The following is a 19,688-nucleotide window of genomic DNA, read 5'->3' on the forward strand; positions in this document are numbered from 1 at the left end:
CACTTTGTCGCCCTAGGCGCAGAGTCAACGCGCTAATCAGTACTTCGTCGACCCCTGATCCACCGGGATCTCCGCTGCTGTGACGTAACGGGATTCGTCACTGGCCAGCCAGCAGACCGTGTCGGCGATGTCTTCCGGTTCGGCCGCCCAGGTCGGCAGGAACGGCGTGATCATGTTCGCCAGTTGAGGATTGGTCTCGATGGCCTTGCCCATGGCCTCGATCATCTGCCCGCTGCCCATCGGAGAATTGACCGGTCCGGGATGCACGCTGTTGACCCGGATCGAGTGCTTGCCCAGTTCGGCCGCGAACGCGCGGGCCATGCCGGTGACGGCGTGCTTGCTGGCGGTGTAGTGCACCATGAACGGCTGCAGTTTCGCTCCGGCGGCCGAACTGATCAGGATGATCGAGCCGCCACGGCCGCCGTCGATGATGTGGTGCGCTCCGGCCATCACGGTGTTCCAGGTGCCGGTCACGTTGATGTCCAACACGTCCCGGAATGACTCGGGGGAGATGTCGTTCCAGGCCTGCGGAGCCGAGATCCCGGCATTGGCCACGATGATGTCCAGGCGCCCCAATTCCGCGACGCCGGCCTCGACGATCCGGCGCAAACCGTCATGGTCGCGGGTGTCGGCCACCGTGGCGATGATGCGACGGCCCGTCTCTTCGACCAGGCGAACCGTTTCGGCCAAGTCGTCCGGGGTCGCCGAATCGTAAGGGACACAATCGGGAAGCTGCCCCGCGATATCGACGGCGATGATGTCGGCGCCTTCCCGGGCCATTCGCACCGCGTGCGCGCGGCCCTGGCCACGCGCAGCTCCGGTGATGAACGCGACCCTGTTCTGCAGCCTCATCGTTGCGCCGCCTTCACCAGGTTGGAGCCGATGATCAGTTGCTGGATCTCGCTGGTGCCCTCGTACAGTCGCAGCAGCCGGACATCGCGGTAGATGCGCTCGACCGGGACCCCGCGCATATAGCCGCTGCCGCCGTGCACCTGGACCGCGAGATCGGCGACCTTGCCGGCCATTTCGGTACAGAACAGCTTCGCCGCCGACGGCGCGATCCGGCGGTCTTGGTCGTCGACCCAGGCCCGCGCGGTGTCGCGGACCAGCGCGCGCCCGGCCAGCACCCCGGTCTGCATGTCGGCCAGCATCGCCTGCACCAGCTGGAAGTTGCCGATCGGGGTGCCGCCCTGGGTCGCGGTGGCGGCGTAGGCCACCGACTCGTCCAGGGCGCGCTGCGCCGCGCCGACTGCGAGCGCGGCGATGTGCACCCGGCCGCGCGCCAGCGAGGTCATCGCCGCGCGGTAGCCGATGTCTTCGCTGCCGCCGACCAGGGCGCTGTCGTCGACGCGCACCTCGGTGAAGCTGACGTCTGCGGTCCAAGCACCCTCCTGACCCATCTTGGCGTCCTTGGCGCCCACCTCGACGCCGGGCGCATCGGCCGGCACCAGGAACACCGCAATCCCGGGACCTTTCTCGTCGGCCGGGCGGGTGCGTGCGAAGACCACGAACAGATCGGCGACCGGTGCGTTGGTGATGAAGCGCTTCTGCCCGTCGATCACCCAATCTTGGCCGTCGCGAACGGCTTTGGTCTTCAATCCGGCCGGATTGGATCCCGCGCCGGGTTCGGTCAGGGCGAAGGAGGCGACGACGTCGCCGGAGGCGATCGACTCGAGCCAACGCGACTTCTGCTCGTCGGTGCCGAACCCGACGAGAACCTGTCCGGCGATGCCGTTGTTGGTGCCGAACATCGACCGCAGCGCCAACGAGGTGTAGCCCAACTCCATTGCCAGCTCGACGTCTTGGCTCAGGTTCAGGCCGAGGCCGCCCCATTCCTGGGGGATCGCGTAGCCGAACAGGCCCATCTTCTTGGCGTCGTCGCGCAGTTCGTCGGGCACCCGGTCCTCATCGAGGATCTCCTGCTCACGCGGGACGACCGCGGTGCGGATGAAGTGGCGGGTCTGCGCCAGCATCTCCCGGAAGTCCTCGTCAGAGACCTCGCTCATCGCTACTGCTCCTTCGGCTCAGTTGTTGGGCGCGAACAGACGTAAAAGCCCCTCATTTCCCCCGGAAATGGGGGCTTTTACGTCTGTTCGCGGGTGGGGTGGCGGGTTGATAGGGTAGGCCAAGATCATATATGAAATACGATATTTGAGTTGACGGTGCTCGCTCGGGCGCCCCGAACAGAAGGCGTGATACAGGTGTCGTTGTTGGACGGTCAGACCGCGGTGGTCACGGGTGCTGCGCAAGGTCTTGGTTACGCGATTGCGGAGCGATTCATTGCCGAAGGTGCGCGGGTGGTGCTCGGCGACGTGAACCTCGAGGCGACCGAGGTCGCGGCGAAACAACTGGGCGGTGAGGACGTCGCCGTCGCGGTGCGCTGCGACGTCACCCGATCCGAAGAGGTCTCCAACCTCATCCAGACCGCCATCGAGCGGTTCGGTGGTTTCGACATCATGGTCAACAACGCCGGAATCACCCGCGACGCGACCATGCGCAAGATGACCGAGGAGCAGTTCGACCAGGTCATCAACGTGCACCTGAAGGGGACGTGGAACGGTACCCGGCTGGCCGCGGCCGTCATGCGGGAGAACAAGCGGGGCGCCATCATCAACATGTCGTCGGTCTCCGGCAAGGTCGGAATGGTCGGCCAGACGAATTACTCGGCAGCCAAGGCGGGGATCGTCGGCATGACCAAGGCGGCCGCCAAAGAGCTTGCGTACCTGGGTGTCCGGGTGAACGCCATCGCTCCGGGGCTGATCCGGTCGGCCATGACCGAGGCCATGCCGCAACGGATCTGGGATTCGAAAGTGGCTGAAGTTCCGATGGGGCGCGCCGGCGAACCCAGCGAGGTGGCCAGCGTCGCCCTGTTCCTGGCATCCGACCTGTCCTCCTACATGACCGGCACGGTCATGGAGATCACGGGCGGCCGGCACCTGTGACGGAGAGCGCCGCGAGCAGACGCAAAAGCCCCCAATTCGGGACGAATTGGGGTGCTTTTGCGTCTGCTCGGCAGCACGAGGCGGTCATCTGCGAACCGGTACGGACGCCGATCGGCCGGTACGGCGGCATGTTCAAGTCGCTCAGCGCCGTCGACCTCGGCGTCGCAGCGCTGCGCGGCCTGCTGGACCGCACGGGGATCGCCCCGGACGCGGTGCAGGACGTCATCCTCGGGCACTGTTATCCCAGCAGCGAGGCGCCCGCGATCGGGCGGGTGGTGGCGCTGGACTCCGGTCTGCCGGTGACCGTTCCGGGTATGCAGGTCGACCGCCGCTGCGGGTCGGGTCTGCAGGCCGTGATCCAGGCGTGCCTGCAGGTGAGCTCCGGCGACAACGATCTCGTCGTCGCGGGCGGCTGCGAGAGCATGAGCAACGTCACCTTCTACTCCACCGACATGCGTTGGGGCGGAGGCCGTTCCGGTGTCCGGGTGCACGACGCGCTGGCCCGTGGTCGCAGCACCGCAGGCGGCCGTCACTACCCGGTGCCGGGCGGGATGCTGGAGACCGCTGAGAACCTGCGCCGGCAGTACGGGATCTCCCGGCAGGAGCAGGACGAGCTCGCGGTGCGGTCGCACCAGCGGGCGGTGGCCGCGCAGCAGGACGGCGTGCTCAAAGACGAAATCGTTCCGGTCACCGTGGCGACGCGGCAGGGCGAGCAGGTGATCGACACCGACGAGCATCCCCGCGCCGATACCACGGTGGAGTCCCTGAGCAAACTCAAACCTGTTCTGCTGAAGGATGATCCGGAGTCGACGGTGACGGCGGGCAACGCCAGTGGGCAGAATGACGCCGCGTCGATGTGCGTGGTGACCACCGCGGAGAAGGCGAACGAACTCGGGTTGAGGCCGTTGGTGCGGCTGGTGTCGTGGGGCCAAGCGGGGGTGGCGCCCAACATCATGGGAATCGGCCCGGTGCCGGCGACGGAGGTGGCGCTGGCCAAAGCAGGCCTGCGGCTGAGCGACATCGACCTGATCGAACTCAACGAGGCCTTCGCCGCCCAAGCGCTTGCGGTGATGCGAGAGTGGAATTTCGGTGCCGCCGACCACGATCGGACCAATGTGCTCGGTTCGGGGATCTCCCTGGGACACCCGGTGGGAGCGACGGGTGGCCGGATGCTGGCCAGCCTGGCCCGCGAGTTGGACCGGCGCCAGGCGCGTTACGGCTTGGAGACGATGTGCATCGGTGGCGGGCAGGGGCTGGCCGCGGTCTTCGAGCGGGTCACGTGACCACGCTGCCGCTGGCCGGCGTCCGCGTCGTCGAGGTGTCCAGCTTCGTCGCCGCACCGCTGTGCGGATTGACGTTGAGCCAGCTTGGCGCACAGGTTATCCGTGTCGATCCGATCGGTGGCGCCTCCGATGTGCAGCGTTGGCCGCTGACCGAGGGTGGCACGTCGATCTACTGGACGGGACTGAACAAGGGAAAGCGTTCGGCCACAGTGGATTTCCGGGCGCCCGAGGGGCAGGAGTTGGTTCAGCGCCTGATCGTGGAGGGCGACGGCATCGTCGTCACCAACTCGGCTGGCCTGTCCTGGCTGAGCCATGAGGCGTTGGCGGCCAAGCGTTCCGACGTCATCCATGTCCAGTTGCTCGGGCGCGGTGACGGATCCACCGGCGTGGACTACACGGTCAACGCGGCCATCGGATTTCCGCTGGTCACCGGTCCGGCCGACCACGCCGCGCCGATCAACCATGTGCTGCCGGCCTGGGACGTCAGCTGTGGCCTGTACGCCGCGCTGGCCGTCGTCTCCGCCGTGCATCGTCGCGACCAATCCGGGGCAGGTGCCCGGGTCAGTCTGGCCCTGGAGGATGTCGCGTTGGCCACCGCCGGAAACCTCGGGTTACTGACCGAACCCCAGGTGCTCGGGACGCAGCGACCACGGGTCGGCAATGCCGTCTATGGCCAGTACGGGCAGGATTTCGTCAGCCGGGACGGCGCCCGGTTCATGGTCGTGTTGTTGACGCGCAGGCACTTTCGTGACCTGGTCGACGTGACCGGTACCGGTGCGGCGGTCACGGCGCTGGCCGAAGCGCTGGGTGTGGACTTCGGTACCGAGGGCGACCGCTACCGCTACCGCGACGTGTTGTCCGGTCTGTTCGGCACCTGGTTCGCCGATCACACCGCCGACGAGATCGGTGCGGCGTTGTCGGGCACCACGGTGCTGTTCGAACGGTACCGCACCTTCGCCGAGGTGGCCCGCGACCCGAAAGTGACTGCGAATCCGCTGTTTTCCCGACTGCACCAACCGGGCGTCGGAGACTATCTGGCCCCGGCCATGCCGACCGCGTTCGACGGGGTGCATCCGACCAGCGCGGCGGCGCCGGTGCTGGGGGCCGATACCGCCGACGTGCTCGCCGAGTACCTGGGACTGACGGACGACGACATCGCGCGTCTGGCGACCGCGAAGACGATAGGGACGAACAGCGCATGACCAGACTCGCCCAGACTCTCGGCCTCACCGAGATCCAGACCGAAATCGTCGCCACGGTACGGCAATTCGTCGACAAGGAGATCATTCCGACCGCGCCCGAACTGGAACGCAGCGACACCTACCCGCAGGCCATCGTCGACGGCCTGCGCGAGATGGGGTTGTTCGGCCTGATGATCCCGGAGGAGTACGGCGGGCTGGGGGAGTCGCTGCTCACCTACGCGCTGTGCGTCGAGGAACTCGCGCGCGGCTGGATGAGCGTGTCCGGGGTGCTCAACACCCACTTCATCGTCGCGTACATGCTGCGTCAGCACGGAACCGAGGAGCAGAAGCAACGGTTCCTGCCGCGGATGGCCACCGGCGAGACCCGCGGCGCGTTCTCCATGTCCGAACCCGAGTTGGGCTCCGACGTGGCCGCGATCCGCACCCGCGCGACCCGCAACGACGACGGCACCTACACCATCGACGGACAGAAGATGTGGCTGACCAACGGGGGCAGCTCCACGCTGGTCGCGGTGCTGGTGCGCACCGACGAGGGAGCGGACAAACCACATCGCAACCTGACCGCTTTCCTGGTCGAAAAGCCCACCGGCTTCGGCGAAGTGGTGCCCGGCCTGATCATTCCCGGCAAGATCGACAAGCTCGGCTACAAAGGCATCGACACCACCGAACTCATCTTCGACGGCTACGGGGCGAGCGCCGGCGACATCCTCGGCGGCAAGCCGGGCCAGGGCTTCTTGCAGATGATGGACGGCATCGAAGTCGGCCGGGTCAACGTGTCCGCGCGCGCCTGCGGTGTCGGCATCCGGGCCTTCGAACTGGCGGTGCGCTACGCCCAGCAGCGGCAGACCTTCGGCAAGCCGATCGCCGAGCACCAGGCGATCGCGTTCCAGCTCGCCGAGATGGCCACCAAAGTCGAAGCCGCGCACCTGATGATGGTCAACGCAGCGCGACTGAAGGACTCCGGCGAACGCAACGACGTCGCGGCCGGAATGGCGAAATACCTTGCCAGCGAGTTCTGTTCGGAGGTCACCCAACAGAGCTTCCGGATCCACGGCGGCTACGGCTACTCCAAGGAGTACGAGATCGAGCGGCTGATGCGCGACTCACCGTTCCTGCTGATCGGCGAGGGCACCAGCGAGATCCAGAAGCAGATCATCAGCAAGCGCCTACTCGACGAGTATCGGATGTGAGGCGATGACGGTTCCGGATTTCGGTTCGCGGCCACAGCTTTCCGAGGACGTCGCGGCCTTTGTCCGAAAGAGGATATTCGAGGGCACTTACGCGGCCGGCCAGTATGTGCGGCTGGATCAACTGGCCGCGGAGTTGGGGGTCAGCGTCACGCCGGTGCGGGAGGCGTTGTTCGCGCTGCGCGCCGAAGGTCTGGTCGCTCAACAGCCCCGGCGCGGCTTCGTGGTGCTGCCGCTGACACGGCGGGACCTGGCCGACGTCGCCAATGTGCAGGCCCATGTGGGCGGTCAATTGGCAGCGCGGGCCGCGCTGCATATCAGCGATCAGCAGCTCAGTGATCTCAAGGACATTCAGGCTCACCTGGAGAAGGCGTACGCCGCCGCCGATGACGAACAGACCATCCGGCTCAACCACGAATTCCATCGGGCGATCAACATCGCCGCGGATTCACCGAAGTTGGCGCAGATGATGTCGCAGATCACCCGCTATGCGCCCGAGTCGGTGTTCCCGATGATCGAGCACTGGCCCGAGCGGGCCGTCAAGGACCACCGCCGGGTGCTGGCGGCGCTCGACGCGCACGACGAGGAGTCTGCGCGCGTAGCGATGTCCGATCACCTTGCGGCGAGCGCGGTTCCGCTGATCGAGCACCTGATCGAGCGTGGTGTGGTCGTGCAGGCATCGCACGCATCGGATTGAGGCGCCGCTTCCCGGCGGATACGAACAACGGCGAGATTCCGAAAGTGCCATTCCTGGTCGCGGGTCTAGACTGCCGCTATGCGTATCACGCGAGCGTCCCGCGCCGTCGCCTTGATAGTGACCGGCGTGTCGGCGATTGCGCTGTCCCCACCGGCCGCGGCCGATCCGATGGACCCGATCCCGGGCAACGGAGTCTTCGTCGTCGGACCTGACATTGCGCCGGGCCTCTACCGCACGGCGGGGTCGGCCTCGGTCATCGGCGTGTGGATCAACAATGTGCCGACCCAGGATTCGATGTGCGCATGGTTCACCTACAGCACACCCGACGCCAACAAAGAGCATGTCCTGCAGACGAATATCTCCGTCGGTCCGATGTTCGCGAACATCAACACGTCGGTGAAGGCATTCGAGTCGCAGAACTGCCAACCCTGGGAGCGCGTCCCCTAGGAAGCCTCCTGCGCCAACATCTTTCGTAAGGCCCGGACGTCCACTTTGCCGGTACCGCCGCGGGGCAGCCCATCGTCGGACTCCAGCAGCATCCACACCGTCGGCACTTTGAAGGCGCTCAGCAGTCCGCGGACGGCGCCGCGCAGCTGGTCCACGGTCAGTGTGCGGCAGACCACCGCCGCGCCCACCTGTTCGCCGGTCACCCCGGGAACGTTGGTGACGTAAGCACTTTCGACACCCTCGATCATGCGCAGCGCCCGCTCCACCTCGCTGGGATAGACCGTGGCCCCGCTGACCTTGAACATGTCGTCACCGCGGCCGTGGTAGAACAGGAACCCTTCGGGGTCGAGGCGCCCGAGGTCACCGGTGGGGTAGAAGCCGTCGGCGGTGAACACCTCTTCCCTGCTGCGGCGACAGATGCCGCGCAACGTGTGCGGTCCGCGGATCTGGATCATGCCGACTGTGTCCGCCGGCAGCGCTGCGCCGGTGTCCGGATCGGCGATGCGAACCTCCATGCCGGGAAACGGTTTTCCGCAACTGCCCCATGCCGTCTTGGGCATATCGGTGTCAGCCGGGAAGCCGCAGTACGGCCCGAACGCTTCGGTCATGCCAAACAGGGACGCGCGTGCGCCCGGTTGCGCGCGTTGCTCGGGCGGCAGCAGCGCATCCAGGCTGCCCGGTCGCAGCGCGGACAGGTCGACGTCGGCGCGGCTGGAGTGACGGGCCAGTGCCTGCGCCTGGTCGGGCCAGCCGCGAAACAGCGTGACCCGTTCACGTTCCAGTAACCGCAGGGTGGTTTCGGGCTGCGGCGCGGCTTCGGTCACCAGCGTCGCGTCCGCCACTAGCGCCGACAGAATCCCACTGCCGAACCCACCCACCCAGAAGAACGGCATCGGCAGGTACAACCGGGTCTCGGCGCTGATACAGCGGGCCGCGAGCCCCGACCGCACCGCACCGAGCGCGCTGCCATGCGAGTGAATGACTCCCTTGGGTGCCCCGCTGCTTCCCGAGGTGAAGATGATCACCAGCGGGTCGGCCGGGGTGACCGTGGCGCCCATCGCCTCGATGCGTCCGTCATGCGTGGCCGCCCCGGATAGCTGGTCTGCTGACCAGATACGTTGCAGCGCAGGCAACTCGAACTGTGAGACGGCTGCGACATCGTCGATATAGCGATGCCCGCGAAACTCGGTCACGCTCACCAGCACCTGCACCGCGGCCATGCGCAGCTGCGCGATCAGTTCAGCGCGCTGTAGCAGGGTGCTCAACGGAACCAACACCGCGCCGATGCGGGTGACGGCAACCGCGATCTGTACCCAACGCACGCTGTTGGGCATGATCAGGCCCACCCGGGTGCCCTTGCCGACCCCGGCTTCGATCAGGGTGTTCGCCAATTCACTTGTGGTCGAGTCGAGTTCGCTGTAACTGACCCTCTCTGAGGGGTCGATCACCGCAGGCTTGGCGCCCCGGCGGACGGCGTGCAGGCGGACCAGCCCGTCGATGGTGTCAGCCATCGAACAACTTCTTCAGCTGCTGCATGTCGACCTTGCCGCTGGACAGCAGCGGCACCTGGTCAGCTGACACGGCTACGAACCGTTTGGGAATCTTGTACGACGACAGTTCGGACTCCAGTCGCGTGCGCAGCGCCGCTTCGTCGAAATCGTCGGCACCGTCGGGCATCACGACCGCGGCCGCCACCACCTGACCGCGGCGGACGTCCGGCAAACCCACGACATGGGCCGCCAGGCCGATCCTGCGGAAGGCTCTTTCCACTTCCGCGGCAGACACATTCGCGCCGGCGGTCTTGATCATCCCGGTTAGCCGCCCCACGAAGTACAGGTAACCGTCGTCGTCGGCGCGCACCAGATCTCCGGTGTGGAACCAGCCGTCGCGGTCGAAGCATTCCTCGCGACTGCGCTTGTGATATCCCTGCATCACGTACGGTCCGCGGATGCACAGTTCCCCGACACCGTCGACCGGGCCGGCGATCCTGGTTTCGAAGCCGGGCGCCGGGCGGCCGTAGGAGCCGCGGCGGGCCTCGGGTTGCTCGGATTCGTCTTCGCTGATCAGCAGCACGCTGCCGGCTTCGGTCATCCCCAGCATGTTGTGCCGCAGTTCTGAGTCGGCGGGTCGGACCTCGGGCGCCATGATCGGATACAGGTTGCCCCGCCGCAACGACGACAGGTCACGGTGCGGGTAACTGGGATGCTGCGTCAGATGCATGATTCCGGTGACGAATCCGTTTGTGACGGTGGGCTTCTCGGACTCGAGCAGGTCCAGCGTCACGGCCGCGTCGGTGGCATTGGAGCACACCAGCGTGGACCCGGCCACCAACGTGGCCAGCAACCCGAACGCCAACCCACCTATCCAGAAGAACGGCGAGTTGCAGAACAGTTTGTCCGACCGCTCCAACCTGCGGATCTCGTTGAGGTTGCGCTGGTGTCCCAGCAACGCGGAGTGGGTGTGCACCACACCCTTGGCTGTGCTGGTGGAACCGGACGTGTAGACGATGGCCAGCACGTCGGAGCCCTCGACGTCGTCTTCCAGTGCGGTCAGCAGCGCGGGTTCGACGTTGTCGTCGGGCAGGCTATCCCAGTCGAACACGACGTGGCGCAACTGCGGCGCGGCCGCGGTCGCGCCGGTGAGCCTGTGTGCGTAGTCGTGGGAACGAAAAGAACGTGTACTCAACAGGATTGCGGTGTCGCTGGCAACCAGCTGCTCGAGCAACTCCGGCGCGGTGGCGAAAGTCGAGAAGGGCACGACCACCGCGCCGATTCGCGCGGCGGCCAGCATCGCGACGACGAACTCGGTGCCATTCGGATACAGCAGTCCGACATGGGTTCCCTTCCCGGCACCCAGGCCGATCAGCCCGCGCGCCAGGCCAGCCGAGCGAGCGTCGGCTTCGGCGTAACTGATCCGGTCGTCGTCGCACACCAGCAGCGGATGCTGTGCTCGCGCGCCGGCCTGTTCCCGCAATAGCGCAGGGACGGTGCGGCAGTCACCGGGCATGTTCGGCACTGAAGAAGGAGCGAACCGCGCCCAGATCGGCCTTACCGGACGGTGTGCGCGGTATCGCCTCGACGATCACGATCCGGGTGGGAATCTCGTAGCCCGCCAGCTGAGTTCGCAGATGGTCCACCAGTTGGTCGACGGTCACCGCTTCGCGCAACTCGACCATGGCCACCGGCGTCTCCCCGAGACGTTCCTCGACATGCCCGACCACGACGGCGCCCTCGACCGCCGGGTGCGCCTCCAGGGCGGTACGCACGTCGTCGGGCATGATCTTGAATCCGCCGCGGATGATCGCCTGGTCGGCGCGACCGAGGATCCAGACGAAGCCGTCGTCGTCGATGCGCGCCAGGTCGTTGGTCTGCATCCAGTCGGCCGCGGGCCCCAGCTGGGCTGGTTTGACCTCGAGCCGGCCGACTTGATCGGGTCCGAGCGGCGCGCCACCGTCGCCGGTCACCCGCAGTTGCGCACCGGGATTGGCCCGCCCGACGCTGCCCCGTTTGGCGGCCCAGAAGCGTTGGTGGTCGGCCAGCGTCCACCCCGCCACCCCGCCGCCGAATTCGGTTGCAGCATAAGAAGTCAGCACGGGGATGCCGAACTTCACGGTGAATGCGTCGGCATCGTCGGCCGATAACGGCGCGGTGCCGCAGGTGACGGCGCGGATGCCGTCGAGGTCGGTTCGCGTCAGATCCGAGTGCAGCACCGTGCGCAGCGCAGCGGGCACCAGCGACACCGCGCGGGGGCGGTGTCTGCGGACCGCGTCGGACCAGGTGTTCAACTCGAATCGTTCCAGCAGCACAAAGGGTCTCGCCTCGGCGACGCATTGCAGCACCCGGAACACCCCGCCGATGTGCACCAGCGGCGAGTTCACGATCGCCACCCCGCGCCGCAGCTCGGTGGGCGCGGGCGCCTGCCGGTACCCCGAACCCATCACACTGTGCGCCAGCATGTCGTAGCTGAGGTCGATGCGCTTAGGCGGCCCGGTGGTGCCACTGGTCAGCATCACCACCGCGACGTCGGCGCCGGCTTCATCGACGGCGGACCCGGATGGTTGCGCGCCGTCGTCGAGCGTGCCCGAGATCGCCACCGTGGCCGTCTCGGGCGCGACGAACGTCGCCAGGTCCTCGGGTTCACCGATCACCAACGGCAGTCGCAGCCCGGCGATGTCGGCCCTGGTGCGCTCGTCGCCGCGTGACGGGTTGATGGTGACGACGGTTCCCCCGCCCAGCAGTGCCCCGAGGAACGCCGACACGTGCCCCGGCCGATTGCGCAGCAGCATACCGACTTTGGAGTGGTGCGCGGCCAGCGGAGCGGTGCGTCGCGCGGCGTCGGCGATCTGTGCCCACGAGAACCATTGGCCGGCGTACTCGACGGCGTGCGCCCCCGGCTGCAGATCCAGTACGTCACCGATGCGCCGACTCAGAGCATGCATTACCGGACCTTGGGTTCCCCGGGCCTGGACGACTTCGGTTGTGCGGCAAGCTCGGCGGTGCCCAGCGGATTGCCCAGCCGGGTGTAGATGAGTCCCTGCTCCATCGCGGCCCGGTACGGTTTGTCCAGGGACTCCCAGATCGCCTTCACCGTACCCTGGGTCGCCGACGGCGGTTTGGCCGCTATCGTGGCCGCAATTTCGTGGGCGCGGTCCCACAGCCGTTCCGGGGCAACCACTTCCGACACCAGTCCGATGCGCAGCGCGGTGTCGGCACTGACCCGTTCGTCGTTGCCCATCAACGCGATCCGCAATGTCTCACCCAACCCGATGCGACGCATCAGTCCGATCGGCTCCAGCGCACAGACCAACCCGGCCGAGACGTGCGAGTCGAAGAACGTCGCGTCCGCCGCGCAGATCACCACGTCGGCCTCGTTCAGGAAGTAGTAGGCACCGGCGGTGCACATGCCCTGCACCGCACAGACCACCGGCTTCCACATCTTCTGCCATTTGGGGCTCAACAGTTCGCCGGGATCTTCGTGGTTCCAGACATTGTCGGGCTGGCCGTAGGGACTCTTGATGTCCAACCCGGCGCTGAACGCCCGCGTGCCGGCGGCGCGCAACACCACCGCGTGCACCGAGTCGTCGACTTTGACCCGGCGCCAGGCCTCGGCCATCTCCGCGCACATCGTCCGGTTGAACGCGTTGAGTTGTTGCGGCCGGTTCAGGGTGATGGTCGCGACGTGGTCGGTGGCGTCCACGTCGAGCAGGATCGTTTCGAAGGTCATCGACATTGCCAATCCGGCTTACGCTTCTCCACGAACGCCCGCGGCCCTTCCTGCGCATCCTCGGTGCGCAGCACCCGCTCGCGGAATGTCTCGGCGAGGATCTCGGCCTCGTGCAGCGGCACGTTGAGCCCCTTCAGAATGGCCAACCGGGTTCCCCGGACCGCAAGCGGCGCATTGGAATTCACGATGTCGGCGATCTCGCGGGCCCGGTCCAGAAGGTGGTCGTGCTCGACGACCTCGCTGACCAATCCGAGTTCGTAGGCGCGCTGGGCACTCATCCTTTCGTGCTTGCCCATCAACGCCATTCGCAGCGCGATCGATCGGGGCAGCACCCGCGACACCCGCACCATCTCCCGGCCGGCCACCAGCCCGATGCTCACATGCGGGTCGAAGAACGTCGCCCGGTCCGAAGCGATCACGATGTCGGACGTGGTGACCCAGTCCATGCCCGCACCGCAACACAGACCGTTGACAGCGGTCACCACCGGCTTGGCCATGGTGCGAAACGGTGGGGTGCCCTCCTGCGGTGCCTCCCACTGGTCATAGGTCGACAGGTAGGGCCGTTCGTAGATCACCTTGCCGTCTTCGGGAATGGCCTTGACGTCGGCTCCCGTGCAGAAGGCCCGTCCGGTGCCGGTGACGACGGTCAGCCACACCTTGTCGTCGTTCTCGGCCTCGTCGTAGGCGGCCCGCAGCTCGGTGATCATGTGCGGGCTGAGCGCATTGAGAGCCTCTGGGCGGTTCAGCGTGATGGTGGCGGTATGCCCGTCGACGTCGTAGCCGATGGTGTCGAATGCGGGCATCGAAGTTCCTTTGTCTCGGTGGATGATGTCGGTGCTCAGCGACCGTCGAAGTCCGGCGCACGCCGATCCCGGAAAGCCTGCAGGCCCTCCTTGAAATCTCTGGTGCGGCAGGCCAATTCGAGGTTATACAATTCCTGCGTCATGGACTCGGCCAGGGTCGCGCGCTGGCCGTGGTGCAATGCCTGTTTGGCCAAACCCATCGCCACCGTCGGACCTTTGGCGAGACGCGCCAGGAGTTGCGCGGCGGTGTCGTCGAGCTCGGCCGGGCTGACCGCCTGGTGGATCAAACCCCAGTCCGCCGCCTGGGCGCCGCTCACCTTTTCGCCCAGCAGCAACATCCGTTTCGCGCGTGCCAGGCCGACCAGGCGGGGCACCAGCCAGCTGGACCCCGAATCCGGGCTGAACCCGCGGTCCACGAACGGTTCCCAGAACGTGGCTCCGTGGGCGGCCACGGTGAAGTCTGCGGCCAGCGCGAGGTTGCACCCCATCCCAACCGCCCACCCGCGCACGCTGCAGACGACCGGCAACTGGATGGTGTGGATCAGTTCGATCACCCGGTGCGCCGCGTGCGGCACTCGTCGCACCAGGTCCCCGCTGCGCGGCCGTTGCCCGTCGGGCCGGTTGGCCGCCACCCAGTCCGAGCCGGCGCAGAAGTCGTCGCCGGCCCCGCGCAGGTGCACCGCACGTAACGAGTCGTCGGAGGCGGCATCGGTCAATGCATCGACGAGAGTCTCGATCATCAACGGGGTCAACGAATTACGCCGAGCCGGCCGGTCCAGGGTGATCTGCAGCGTCGCATCGGCACGGGAAAGCGCCACCGTACCTTGGGCGTCGGCCGCCTCGGCCTGGTGACTCACGCTGGAATCCGACCCTTCCCGTCCATACGGTTACCCATACAGTATGCAATACGATTGCTAACGTGTATAAGTTAGCAAGAAACCCTACCGGCCAAAACGGGGCCGGTGGAACCGGCGACAAAAGAGGAAACATGGCCGAGGGCACCAGCCCTGCGAGCACCGGAAACGCTAGATTCGGCGAGGCCCCCCTTGCCCAGACGATCGCCGCGGCCGCTGCCATGCGTCGGCTCAGTTCCCTGCTGCTCTCGTTGGAGAGCCCCCATCCGACCGTCGAGGCGATGTTGGCCAGATTCGCCGAATGGGAAACCGAGCTAGCCGCTGCCGCGCCCGCCGACAGCGCTCCGCGCATCGGTGTCGTCGAGAACGACCCGAGGCGGGTGTACCTGAACCACGCGACCGACATCGGTTCCTACAACCCGTGCTTCCCCGAGTACCGATTCGACGAACTGGATCCCGACGCCGCTGCCGGCCGGGTCACCTTCCCGTTGCTCTACGAAGGGCCGCCGGGGCTGGTGCACGGCGGCTTTCTGGGAGTGTTCTTCGACTGCGTGATACAGCACCACAACTGTGTCACCGGGCTGTCCGGCAAGACGCGATCGTTGGGCGTGACGTTCCGCCGTCCGACGCCGCTCTTGACGGAGCTGAGGTTCGAGATCGTTCGGTCGCAGGTGGAGCGGGGCATCACGTCGACGGCGCGGCTACTGCTCGACGAGGAAGTGCTGTGCATCGGTGAGGTGAACACGTTGGCTTCGCGCCCCGATCAACTTGCCACGACCCAATTCGGCAGGCGGAGAACGGAGACCGGCGCATGACCGACCCGAACGCATCCGACGACCGCGTGCTCTTCGAGGTCGACCCCGACCGCAGGATCGCCACGATCACGCTGAACAATCCGCGACAACGCAACTCCTATGACGCAGCGATGCGAAACGCGGTGTCGCGCTGTCTGGATCGTGTTGCCGACGACGACGACATCACGGTGGTCCTGCTGCGCGGGGCGGGTGGAGTGTTCAGCACCGGCGCGGACATGAACAACGCCTACGGCTGGTACGGCGAGTCCGGCGGGCAGCCCAATGCGAAGCGGCGCCCCAGTCAGCGTCGCCGACTCACGGTGGACCGCAAGTCATTCGGCTTCTACCACAACCTGATGGGTTTCCCGAAGGTGACGGTGGGGGAGATCGCGGGCTACGCCCTGGGCGGCGGTTTTGAGATGGCACTGATGACCGACATCTCAGTGATCGCCCGCGACACCAGAATCGGGATGCCGGCGACGCGATTCCTGGGACCCGCGTTGGGCAGCTTGCACCTGTTCTTCCATCGTCTGGGGCCGGTGCTGGCCCGACGGCTCCTGCTGACCGGTGACATCATCGATGCCGGCCAGCTGGAGCATCTCGGAATCTTCACCGACACATGCGATTCCGAGTCGGTGACGGCACGTGCGCGCTATTGGGCCGAGAAGGTCGCCAAGATGCCCGCCGACGGAGTGGTGATCGCCAAGGAAGCATTCCGTCTCGTCGAGCAGACCCAGGCGTATAACGGCGAGGAAGTCGCCAGCTATCTCTTTCACGCGTACGGCACCAACCTGCAGTTCGGGCCCGACGAATTCAATTTCGTCAAGACCCGCGCACAGCACGGCACCAAGGAAGCTTTCCGATTGCGCGACGAGCACTTTCACGTGCCCGAACCTGACGGGTCTTAACGGCTGGGGGTCGACTTGGTCCGTCGGGGGGCCGTCGACTTGGCGGCCTTGCGCGGCCTCGTCTTCCCGCTTTTCTCGATCAGCCGGCCGGCGTGGTCGAGGATGCAGTCGAGACCGTATTCGAAATTGGTCTCGTCCGGAGCCCCGATGCGGTGACCCTGCCCGGTGACCTGTGCGATCAGCGGGGTGGTTTGCGGATCGATACCCACGGCGTCCTCGATGGTGCGTGGCCCGCTGTCGGCCGACTGGTTCTTCTCGAAGAGGCGCTGTAGCACCACCGAACCTCGGACATGCAGGGAAATCGCGGAATAGGTGTCGAAGGCGTCTTCGGGTGACAACCCCGCCTCTACCAGATTGGAGATGGCGCGCTCCATTTCCTGGGCACCCATGCGCGCCGCCTTCGGGCTGAGCGCCGCCCGGATGAGAATCAGGTCGCACAGAATCGGGTTGCCCATGAACGTCTTACGCATCGAGCGGGCGTGATTGCGCAATGTCTCGCGCCAGTCGCTGGCTTCGACGTAGGGGGTGGAGAACACGTACTTGCCCAGGGCGCGGTCGGTCATCGCGTTGAGCAGATCGTCCTTCTTTCGGAAGTACCAGTAAATGCTGGTCACACCGACGCCCAAGTGTTTGCCCAGCAGCGGCATGCTCAGATTGTCGATCGACACCTGCTCGGCGAGTTCGAATGCACCGCTGATGATGTCGTCGGGATTGATGGAACCGCGTTCGCGTCGCTGACGCTTTTCAGCGGTTGCCTGCTTTGCCACCGCGGGCACCTCCATGACGATCTGTCCTGCGTGATCTACCAGCAGCTCTACCCTGAACTGCGACCCACAACCTTACCGGTAACCGTCGATTGAGCTCGTTTCAAGCGTCGTTACTTCTGTTACTGTAACCGCTATCGTAGGCATTTTGGTAGGGTGCGCGAGCAGACGCAAAAGCCCCCCGAAATGTGCCATTTCGGGGGCTTTTGCGTCTGCTCGCCACAAAAACTCGCCACGAAGGAGTGGGTCATGGCGACGGCTGCTGAAGCACGCACCTGGGCGCCCGAAGTTTTGCGGGGGATCGGCAACTCGCTGTACACCCCGTTCTGCGGCGAGGACGGCGACGACATCGACTGGGATGCCTATCGGACGCTGGTGCGTTACTGCGTCGCGGATCTCGGACACCCGATGTTGTGGTGTACCAGCGGAATCGCCGAGTTCTGGGCGTTGACCCTCACCGAACGCAAACGTTTGCTCGAGGTGGCCATCGAGGAGGCGCGGAATTTCAACCCGGACGTCGTCGTACAGGCCTGCACGGCGGCGATCACGGCCAAGGACTGTCTGGAGCTCACGCTGCACGCGCAGCAGGTGGGAGCCGACATCGCCTACATCCAGACGCCCATGATGGAAGTGCACGGCGGTGCGGGCGTACTCAAATTCTTCAAATACATCGCGGCGCGCACCGATATCGCGTTGGGCATGTTCAACTCTCCGTCCTCGGGATATGTGCTGACTCCGGCCGAAAGTGCGCGGATCTACGACGAAGTGCCGGCGGTCTGCGCCACCAAAGAAGGCGCGTTCCGGCCGGCGGCCAGCCGGCGACTGCATGACTTGGCCCCCGGTCTGGTGCTGTGGGAATGCGACAAGACCGTGTACCGCGCCGGCTGGTTGCGCGAGGGGATCGTGTGCCCGGCGCAGTTGGGTACTGCGGGCTATCTGTACGAAACTCCCTCGCGGCGAATATTTTCCGAGTACTGGGATCTGATCCAGAGTGGCAAACTGCTGGAAGCGATGGACTACGCTCGCGATTCCGGGTTGGACCAGTTTGAGCTGGACATAGCGTCCTGGTTTACCTGCTACCCGGGCCGCCCCGACTATTTCACCCACTGGGGTGGCGGGTTCAAGTACGCCGCCTTTCTGCTCGGGCTGCCGATCGGCGCCTACCCGCATTCCCGGCCGCCACAGGTCGAACTGCCGGAGGAAGCCAAGACCCAGATGCGGGCCGCCTACCGTCGCCTCGGACTCGTCGACCCATAGCCGTCGAAGTCGGACCTTTACCCGGGTTGCGCGGTCGCGGTGACCGCGAACTCAGGCTATGGCGCCCGAGTCCTTGAGTTCAGCGATGCGGTCCCAGTCCATGCCCAGCTCCATCAGGACGATCTCGGTGTGCTCGGAGGCTTGCGGTGCCCGCGTCGTCACCAATGGTTCGTGGTTGAACTGGATGGGTCCGCGGACCACCCTGAACGGTGCACCGCCGCCGGCGAGTTCGACTTCGGCGATCATGTCGTTGGCCAGGGCCTGCTCGTCACCGGCCAGATCGATGAAGCTCTGAAACGGTGCCCATTGTCCCTTCATCGTCTTGAGGTGCCGGCGCCAGTAGTCAAAAGGCTTGCCCGCGAACGCCTCCGCGATCAATTCCGCTGCCGCGTTGGCGTTCTGGATCAGCGGAAGCACCTCGGAGAAGCGCGGATCGTCGGCGGCCTCGGGAATGCCCAGATGTTCGAAGGTGTCACGGATCAAACCAGTCGGACTGATGATGCACAAGTTGATGGTGCCGCCGTCGGACGTCTGATAGTTGCCCATGAACGGATTCACCAGGAACGCCTCGGTGCCCGGCATGGGTGTGCGCATCGTCTCGCCGGCTTCCATGCCCTGCGTCATGCTTGCGCCCGCGGCCCACCACGCGGTGCTCAACAACGACACGTCGAGCTCCACCGCCTCACCGGTGCGCTCCCGATGCAGCAGCGCTGCCGAAATGCCGCCCGCGATGAACATGCCGCCGATCGAATCCCCGAACGCGGGAATCCCTTGCGACAGAGGCGCTCCCAACTCCTCTGGCGTCAACGCGTGACCGATGCCGCTGCGTGTCCAGAACACCGTCCCGTCGAATCCGCCGACGTCACGTTCGGGTCCTTTGTCGCCGTACGCCGTGCCGCGGGCGTAGACGATGTCCGGGTTCACCGCGCGGATGTGTTCCACGTCGAACTTGTTCTTCTGCCGCACCCTGGGCATGTAGTTGGTGAGGAAGACGTCGGAGGTCTTGGCCAGTTCGTAGATCACCTCCTGGCCACCGGGCGTCGACACGTCGATCCCGACACTGCGTTTACCCCGGTTGGGGTGCTCCATCAGTGGATGCCGTTCCGGGTCGACCTGAATGCCGCCCATGTTGATGAAGCCGCGTTGGGTGTCCCCGCGCAACGGGTGTTCGACCTTGATGACGTCCGCGCCCCAGTCGGCCAGGATGGCGCCCGCCGCCGGGACGAACGTGAACTGCGCGACCTCCAAGACCCGAAAGCCCTGCATCACTTTGATCATTGGCGACCAATCGGTGCTCGATGGTGGGTGAGTGGCGTCGAGAATCGCC

General features: G+C 65.9%; 19 protein-coding genes. 9 read left to right on the forward strand and 10 right to left on the reverse strand.

What is annotated here, in order from left to right; all coding sequences use genetic code 11:
* Window positions 1-36 precede the first annotated feature (36 nt).
* Complete coding sequence (locus AC5Y46_RS10775) at window positions 37-852, reverse strand: mycofactocin-coupled SDR family oxidoreductase (protein WP_499941009.1); 816 nt, start codon at window positions 850-852, stop codon at window positions 37-39.
* Window positions 849-2,006, reverse strand: a complete 1,158-nt coding sequence (locus AC5Y46_RS10780) for an acyl-CoA dehydrogenase family protein (RefSeq protein WP_499941007.1) — start codon at window positions 2,004-2,006, stop codon at window positions 849-851. Before AC5Y46_RS10780 ends, AC5Y46_RS10775 begins: the two co-directional genes overlap by 4 nt.
* Before the next feature lie 186 nt (window positions 2,007-2,192).
* Between AC5Y46_RS10780 and fabG the strand changes: the two genes are divergently transcribed.
* The 6 genes from fabG (at window position 2,193) to AC5Y46_RS10810 (ending at window position 7,758) form a co-directional block, all read left to right on the forward strand.
* On the forward strand, window positions 2,193-2,942 hold the full coding sequence (fabG, locus tag AC5Y46_RS10785) for a 3-oxoacyl-ACP reductase FabG (protein ID WP_499941389.1): 750 nt from the start codon (window positions 2,193-2,195) through the stop codon (window positions 2,940-2,942).
* A gap of 86 nt (window positions 2,943-3,028) precedes the next feature.
* A complete protein-coding gene (locus AC5Y46_RS10790; RefSeq protein ID WP_499941387.1) occupies window positions 3,029-4,225 on the forward strand; it encodes an acetyl-CoA C-acetyltransferase in 1,197 nt (398 codons plus the stop codon).
* Window positions 4,222-5,427, forward strand: a complete 1,206-nt coding sequence (locus AC5Y46_RS10795; RefSeq protein ID WP_499941005.1) for a CoA transferase — start codon at window positions 4,222-4,224, stop codon at window positions 5,425-5,427. Before AC5Y46_RS10790 ends, AC5Y46_RS10795 begins: the two co-directional genes overlap by 4 nt.
* Window positions 5,424-6,617 carry an acyl-CoA dehydrogenase family protein gene (locus AC5Y46_RS10800; RefSeq protein ID WP_499941003.1) on the forward strand — a complete coding sequence of 398 codons (1,194 nt, stop codon included), beginning with the start codon at window positions 5,424-5,426 and terminating at the stop codon, window positions 6,615-6,617. The genes AC5Y46_RS10795 and AC5Y46_RS10800 overlap by 4 nt, the downstream gene beginning before the upstream one ends.
* Window positions 6,618-6,621: 4 nt before the next feature.
* Window positions 6,622-7,311: a GntR family transcriptional regulator gene (locus AC5Y46_RS10805; RefSeq protein ID WP_499941001.1), complete on the forward strand. Its 690-nt coding sequence runs from the start codon at window positions 6,622-6,624 to the stop codon at window positions 7,309-7,311.
* Between the two features lie 78 nt (window positions 7,312-7,389).
* Window positions 7,390-7,758: an Rv1352/Rv1906c domain-containing protein gene (locus tag AC5Y46_RS10810; protein ID WP_499940999.1), complete on the forward strand. Its 369-nt coding sequence runs from the start codon at window positions 7,390-7,392 to the stop codon at window positions 7,756-7,758.
* On the opposite strand, the gene AC5Y46_RS10815 is transcribed toward AC5Y46_RS10810, so the two are convergent.
* From AC5Y46_RS10815 to AC5Y46_RS10840, 6 genes are read right to left on the reverse strand one after another with little or no spacing between them, the layout of a single operon-like run.
* Window positions 7,755-9,269: a class I adenylate-forming enzyme family protein gene (locus tag AC5Y46_RS10815; RefSeq protein WP_499940998.1), complete on the reverse strand. Its 1,515-nt coding sequence runs from the start codon at window positions 9,267-9,269 to the stop codon at window positions 7,755-7,757. The two genes, AC5Y46_RS10810 and AC5Y46_RS10815, sit on opposite strands and share 4 nt — an antisense overlap.
* Window positions 9,262-10,764, reverse strand: a complete 1,503-nt coding sequence (locus AC5Y46_RS10820; RefSeq protein ID WP_499940996.1) for a class I adenylate-forming enzyme family protein — start codon at window positions 10,762-10,764, stop codon at window positions 9,262-9,264. The genes AC5Y46_RS10815 and AC5Y46_RS10820 overlap by 8 nt, the downstream gene beginning before the upstream one ends.
* Window positions 10,754-12,196, reverse strand: a complete 1,443-nt coding sequence (locus AC5Y46_RS10825) for an AMP-binding protein (RefSeq protein WP_499940994.1) — start codon at window positions 12,194-12,196, stop codon at window positions 10,754-10,756. Before AC5Y46_RS10825 ends, AC5Y46_RS10820 begins: the two co-directional genes overlap by 11 nt.
* Window positions 12,196-12,981: an enoyl-CoA hydratase/isomerase family protein gene (locus tag AC5Y46_RS10830; protein ID WP_499940993.1), complete on the reverse strand. Its 786-nt coding sequence runs from the start codon at window positions 12,979-12,981 to the stop codon at window positions 12,196-12,198. The genes AC5Y46_RS10825 and AC5Y46_RS10830 overlap by 1 nt, the downstream gene beginning before the upstream one ends.
* Entirely contained in the window at window positions 12,978-13,784 is an 807-nt protein-coding gene (locus AC5Y46_RS10835) for an enoyl-CoA hydratase/isomerase family protein (protein WP_499940991.1), read from the reverse strand. The genes AC5Y46_RS10830 and AC5Y46_RS10835 overlap by 4 nt, the downstream gene beginning before the upstream one ends.
* 35 nt (window positions 13,785-13,819) lie before the next feature.
* Complete coding sequence (locus tag AC5Y46_RS10840) at window positions 13,820-14,641, reverse strand: enoyl-CoA hydratase/isomerase family protein (protein WP_499990992.1); 822 nt, start codon at window positions 14,639-14,641, stop codon at window positions 13,820-13,822.
* Between the two features lie 131 nt (window positions 14,642-14,772).
* On the opposite strand from AC5Y46_RS10840, the gene AC5Y46_RS10845 reads away from it, so the two are divergent.
* Window positions 14,773-15,453 carry a hotdog family protein gene (locus AC5Y46_RS10845; RefSeq protein ID WP_499940988.1) on the forward strand — a complete coding sequence of 227 codons (681 nt, stop codon included), beginning with the start codon at window positions 14,773-14,775 and terminating at the stop codon, window positions 15,451-15,453.
* Complete coding sequence (locus AC5Y46_RS10850) at window positions 15,450-16,340, forward strand: enoyl-CoA hydratase/isomerase family protein (protein WP_499940986.1); 891 nt, start codon at window positions 15,450-15,452, stop codon at window positions 16,338-16,340. The genes AC5Y46_RS10845 and AC5Y46_RS10850 overlap by 4 nt, the downstream gene beginning before the upstream one ends.
* Here AC5Y46_RS10850 and AC5Y46_RS10855 read toward each other — a convergent pair.
* Window positions 16,337-17,122, reverse strand: a complete 786-nt coding sequence (locus AC5Y46_RS10855) for a TetR/AcrR family transcriptional regulator (protein WP_499940984.1) — start codon at window positions 17,120-17,122, stop codon at window positions 16,337-16,339. The two genes, AC5Y46_RS10850 and AC5Y46_RS10855, sit on opposite strands and share 4 nt — an antisense overlap.
* A 231-nt stretch (window positions 17,123-17,353) precedes the next feature.
* Between AC5Y46_RS10855 and AC5Y46_RS10860 the strand changes: the two genes are divergently transcribed.
* Complete coding sequence (locus AC5Y46_RS10860; RefSeq protein ID WP_499940982.1) at window positions 17,354-18,361, forward strand: dihydrodipicolinate synthase family protein; 1,008 nt, start codon at window positions 17,354-17,356, stop codon at window positions 18,359-18,361.
* A 51-nt stretch (window positions 18,362-18,412) separates the two neighbouring features.
* Here AC5Y46_RS10860 and AC5Y46_RS10865 read toward each other — a convergent pair whose 3' ends face one another.
* Window positions 18,413-19,627, reverse strand: coding sequence for a CaiB/BaiF CoA transferase family protein (locus tag AC5Y46_RS10865; protein ID WP_499940980.1), 1,215 nt, complete (start codon window positions 19,625-19,627; stop codon window positions 18,413-18,415).
* Window positions 19,628-19,688 lie beyond the last annotated feature (61 nt).

It is taken from the genome of Mycobacterium sp. NGS59 (assembly GCF_059812345.1).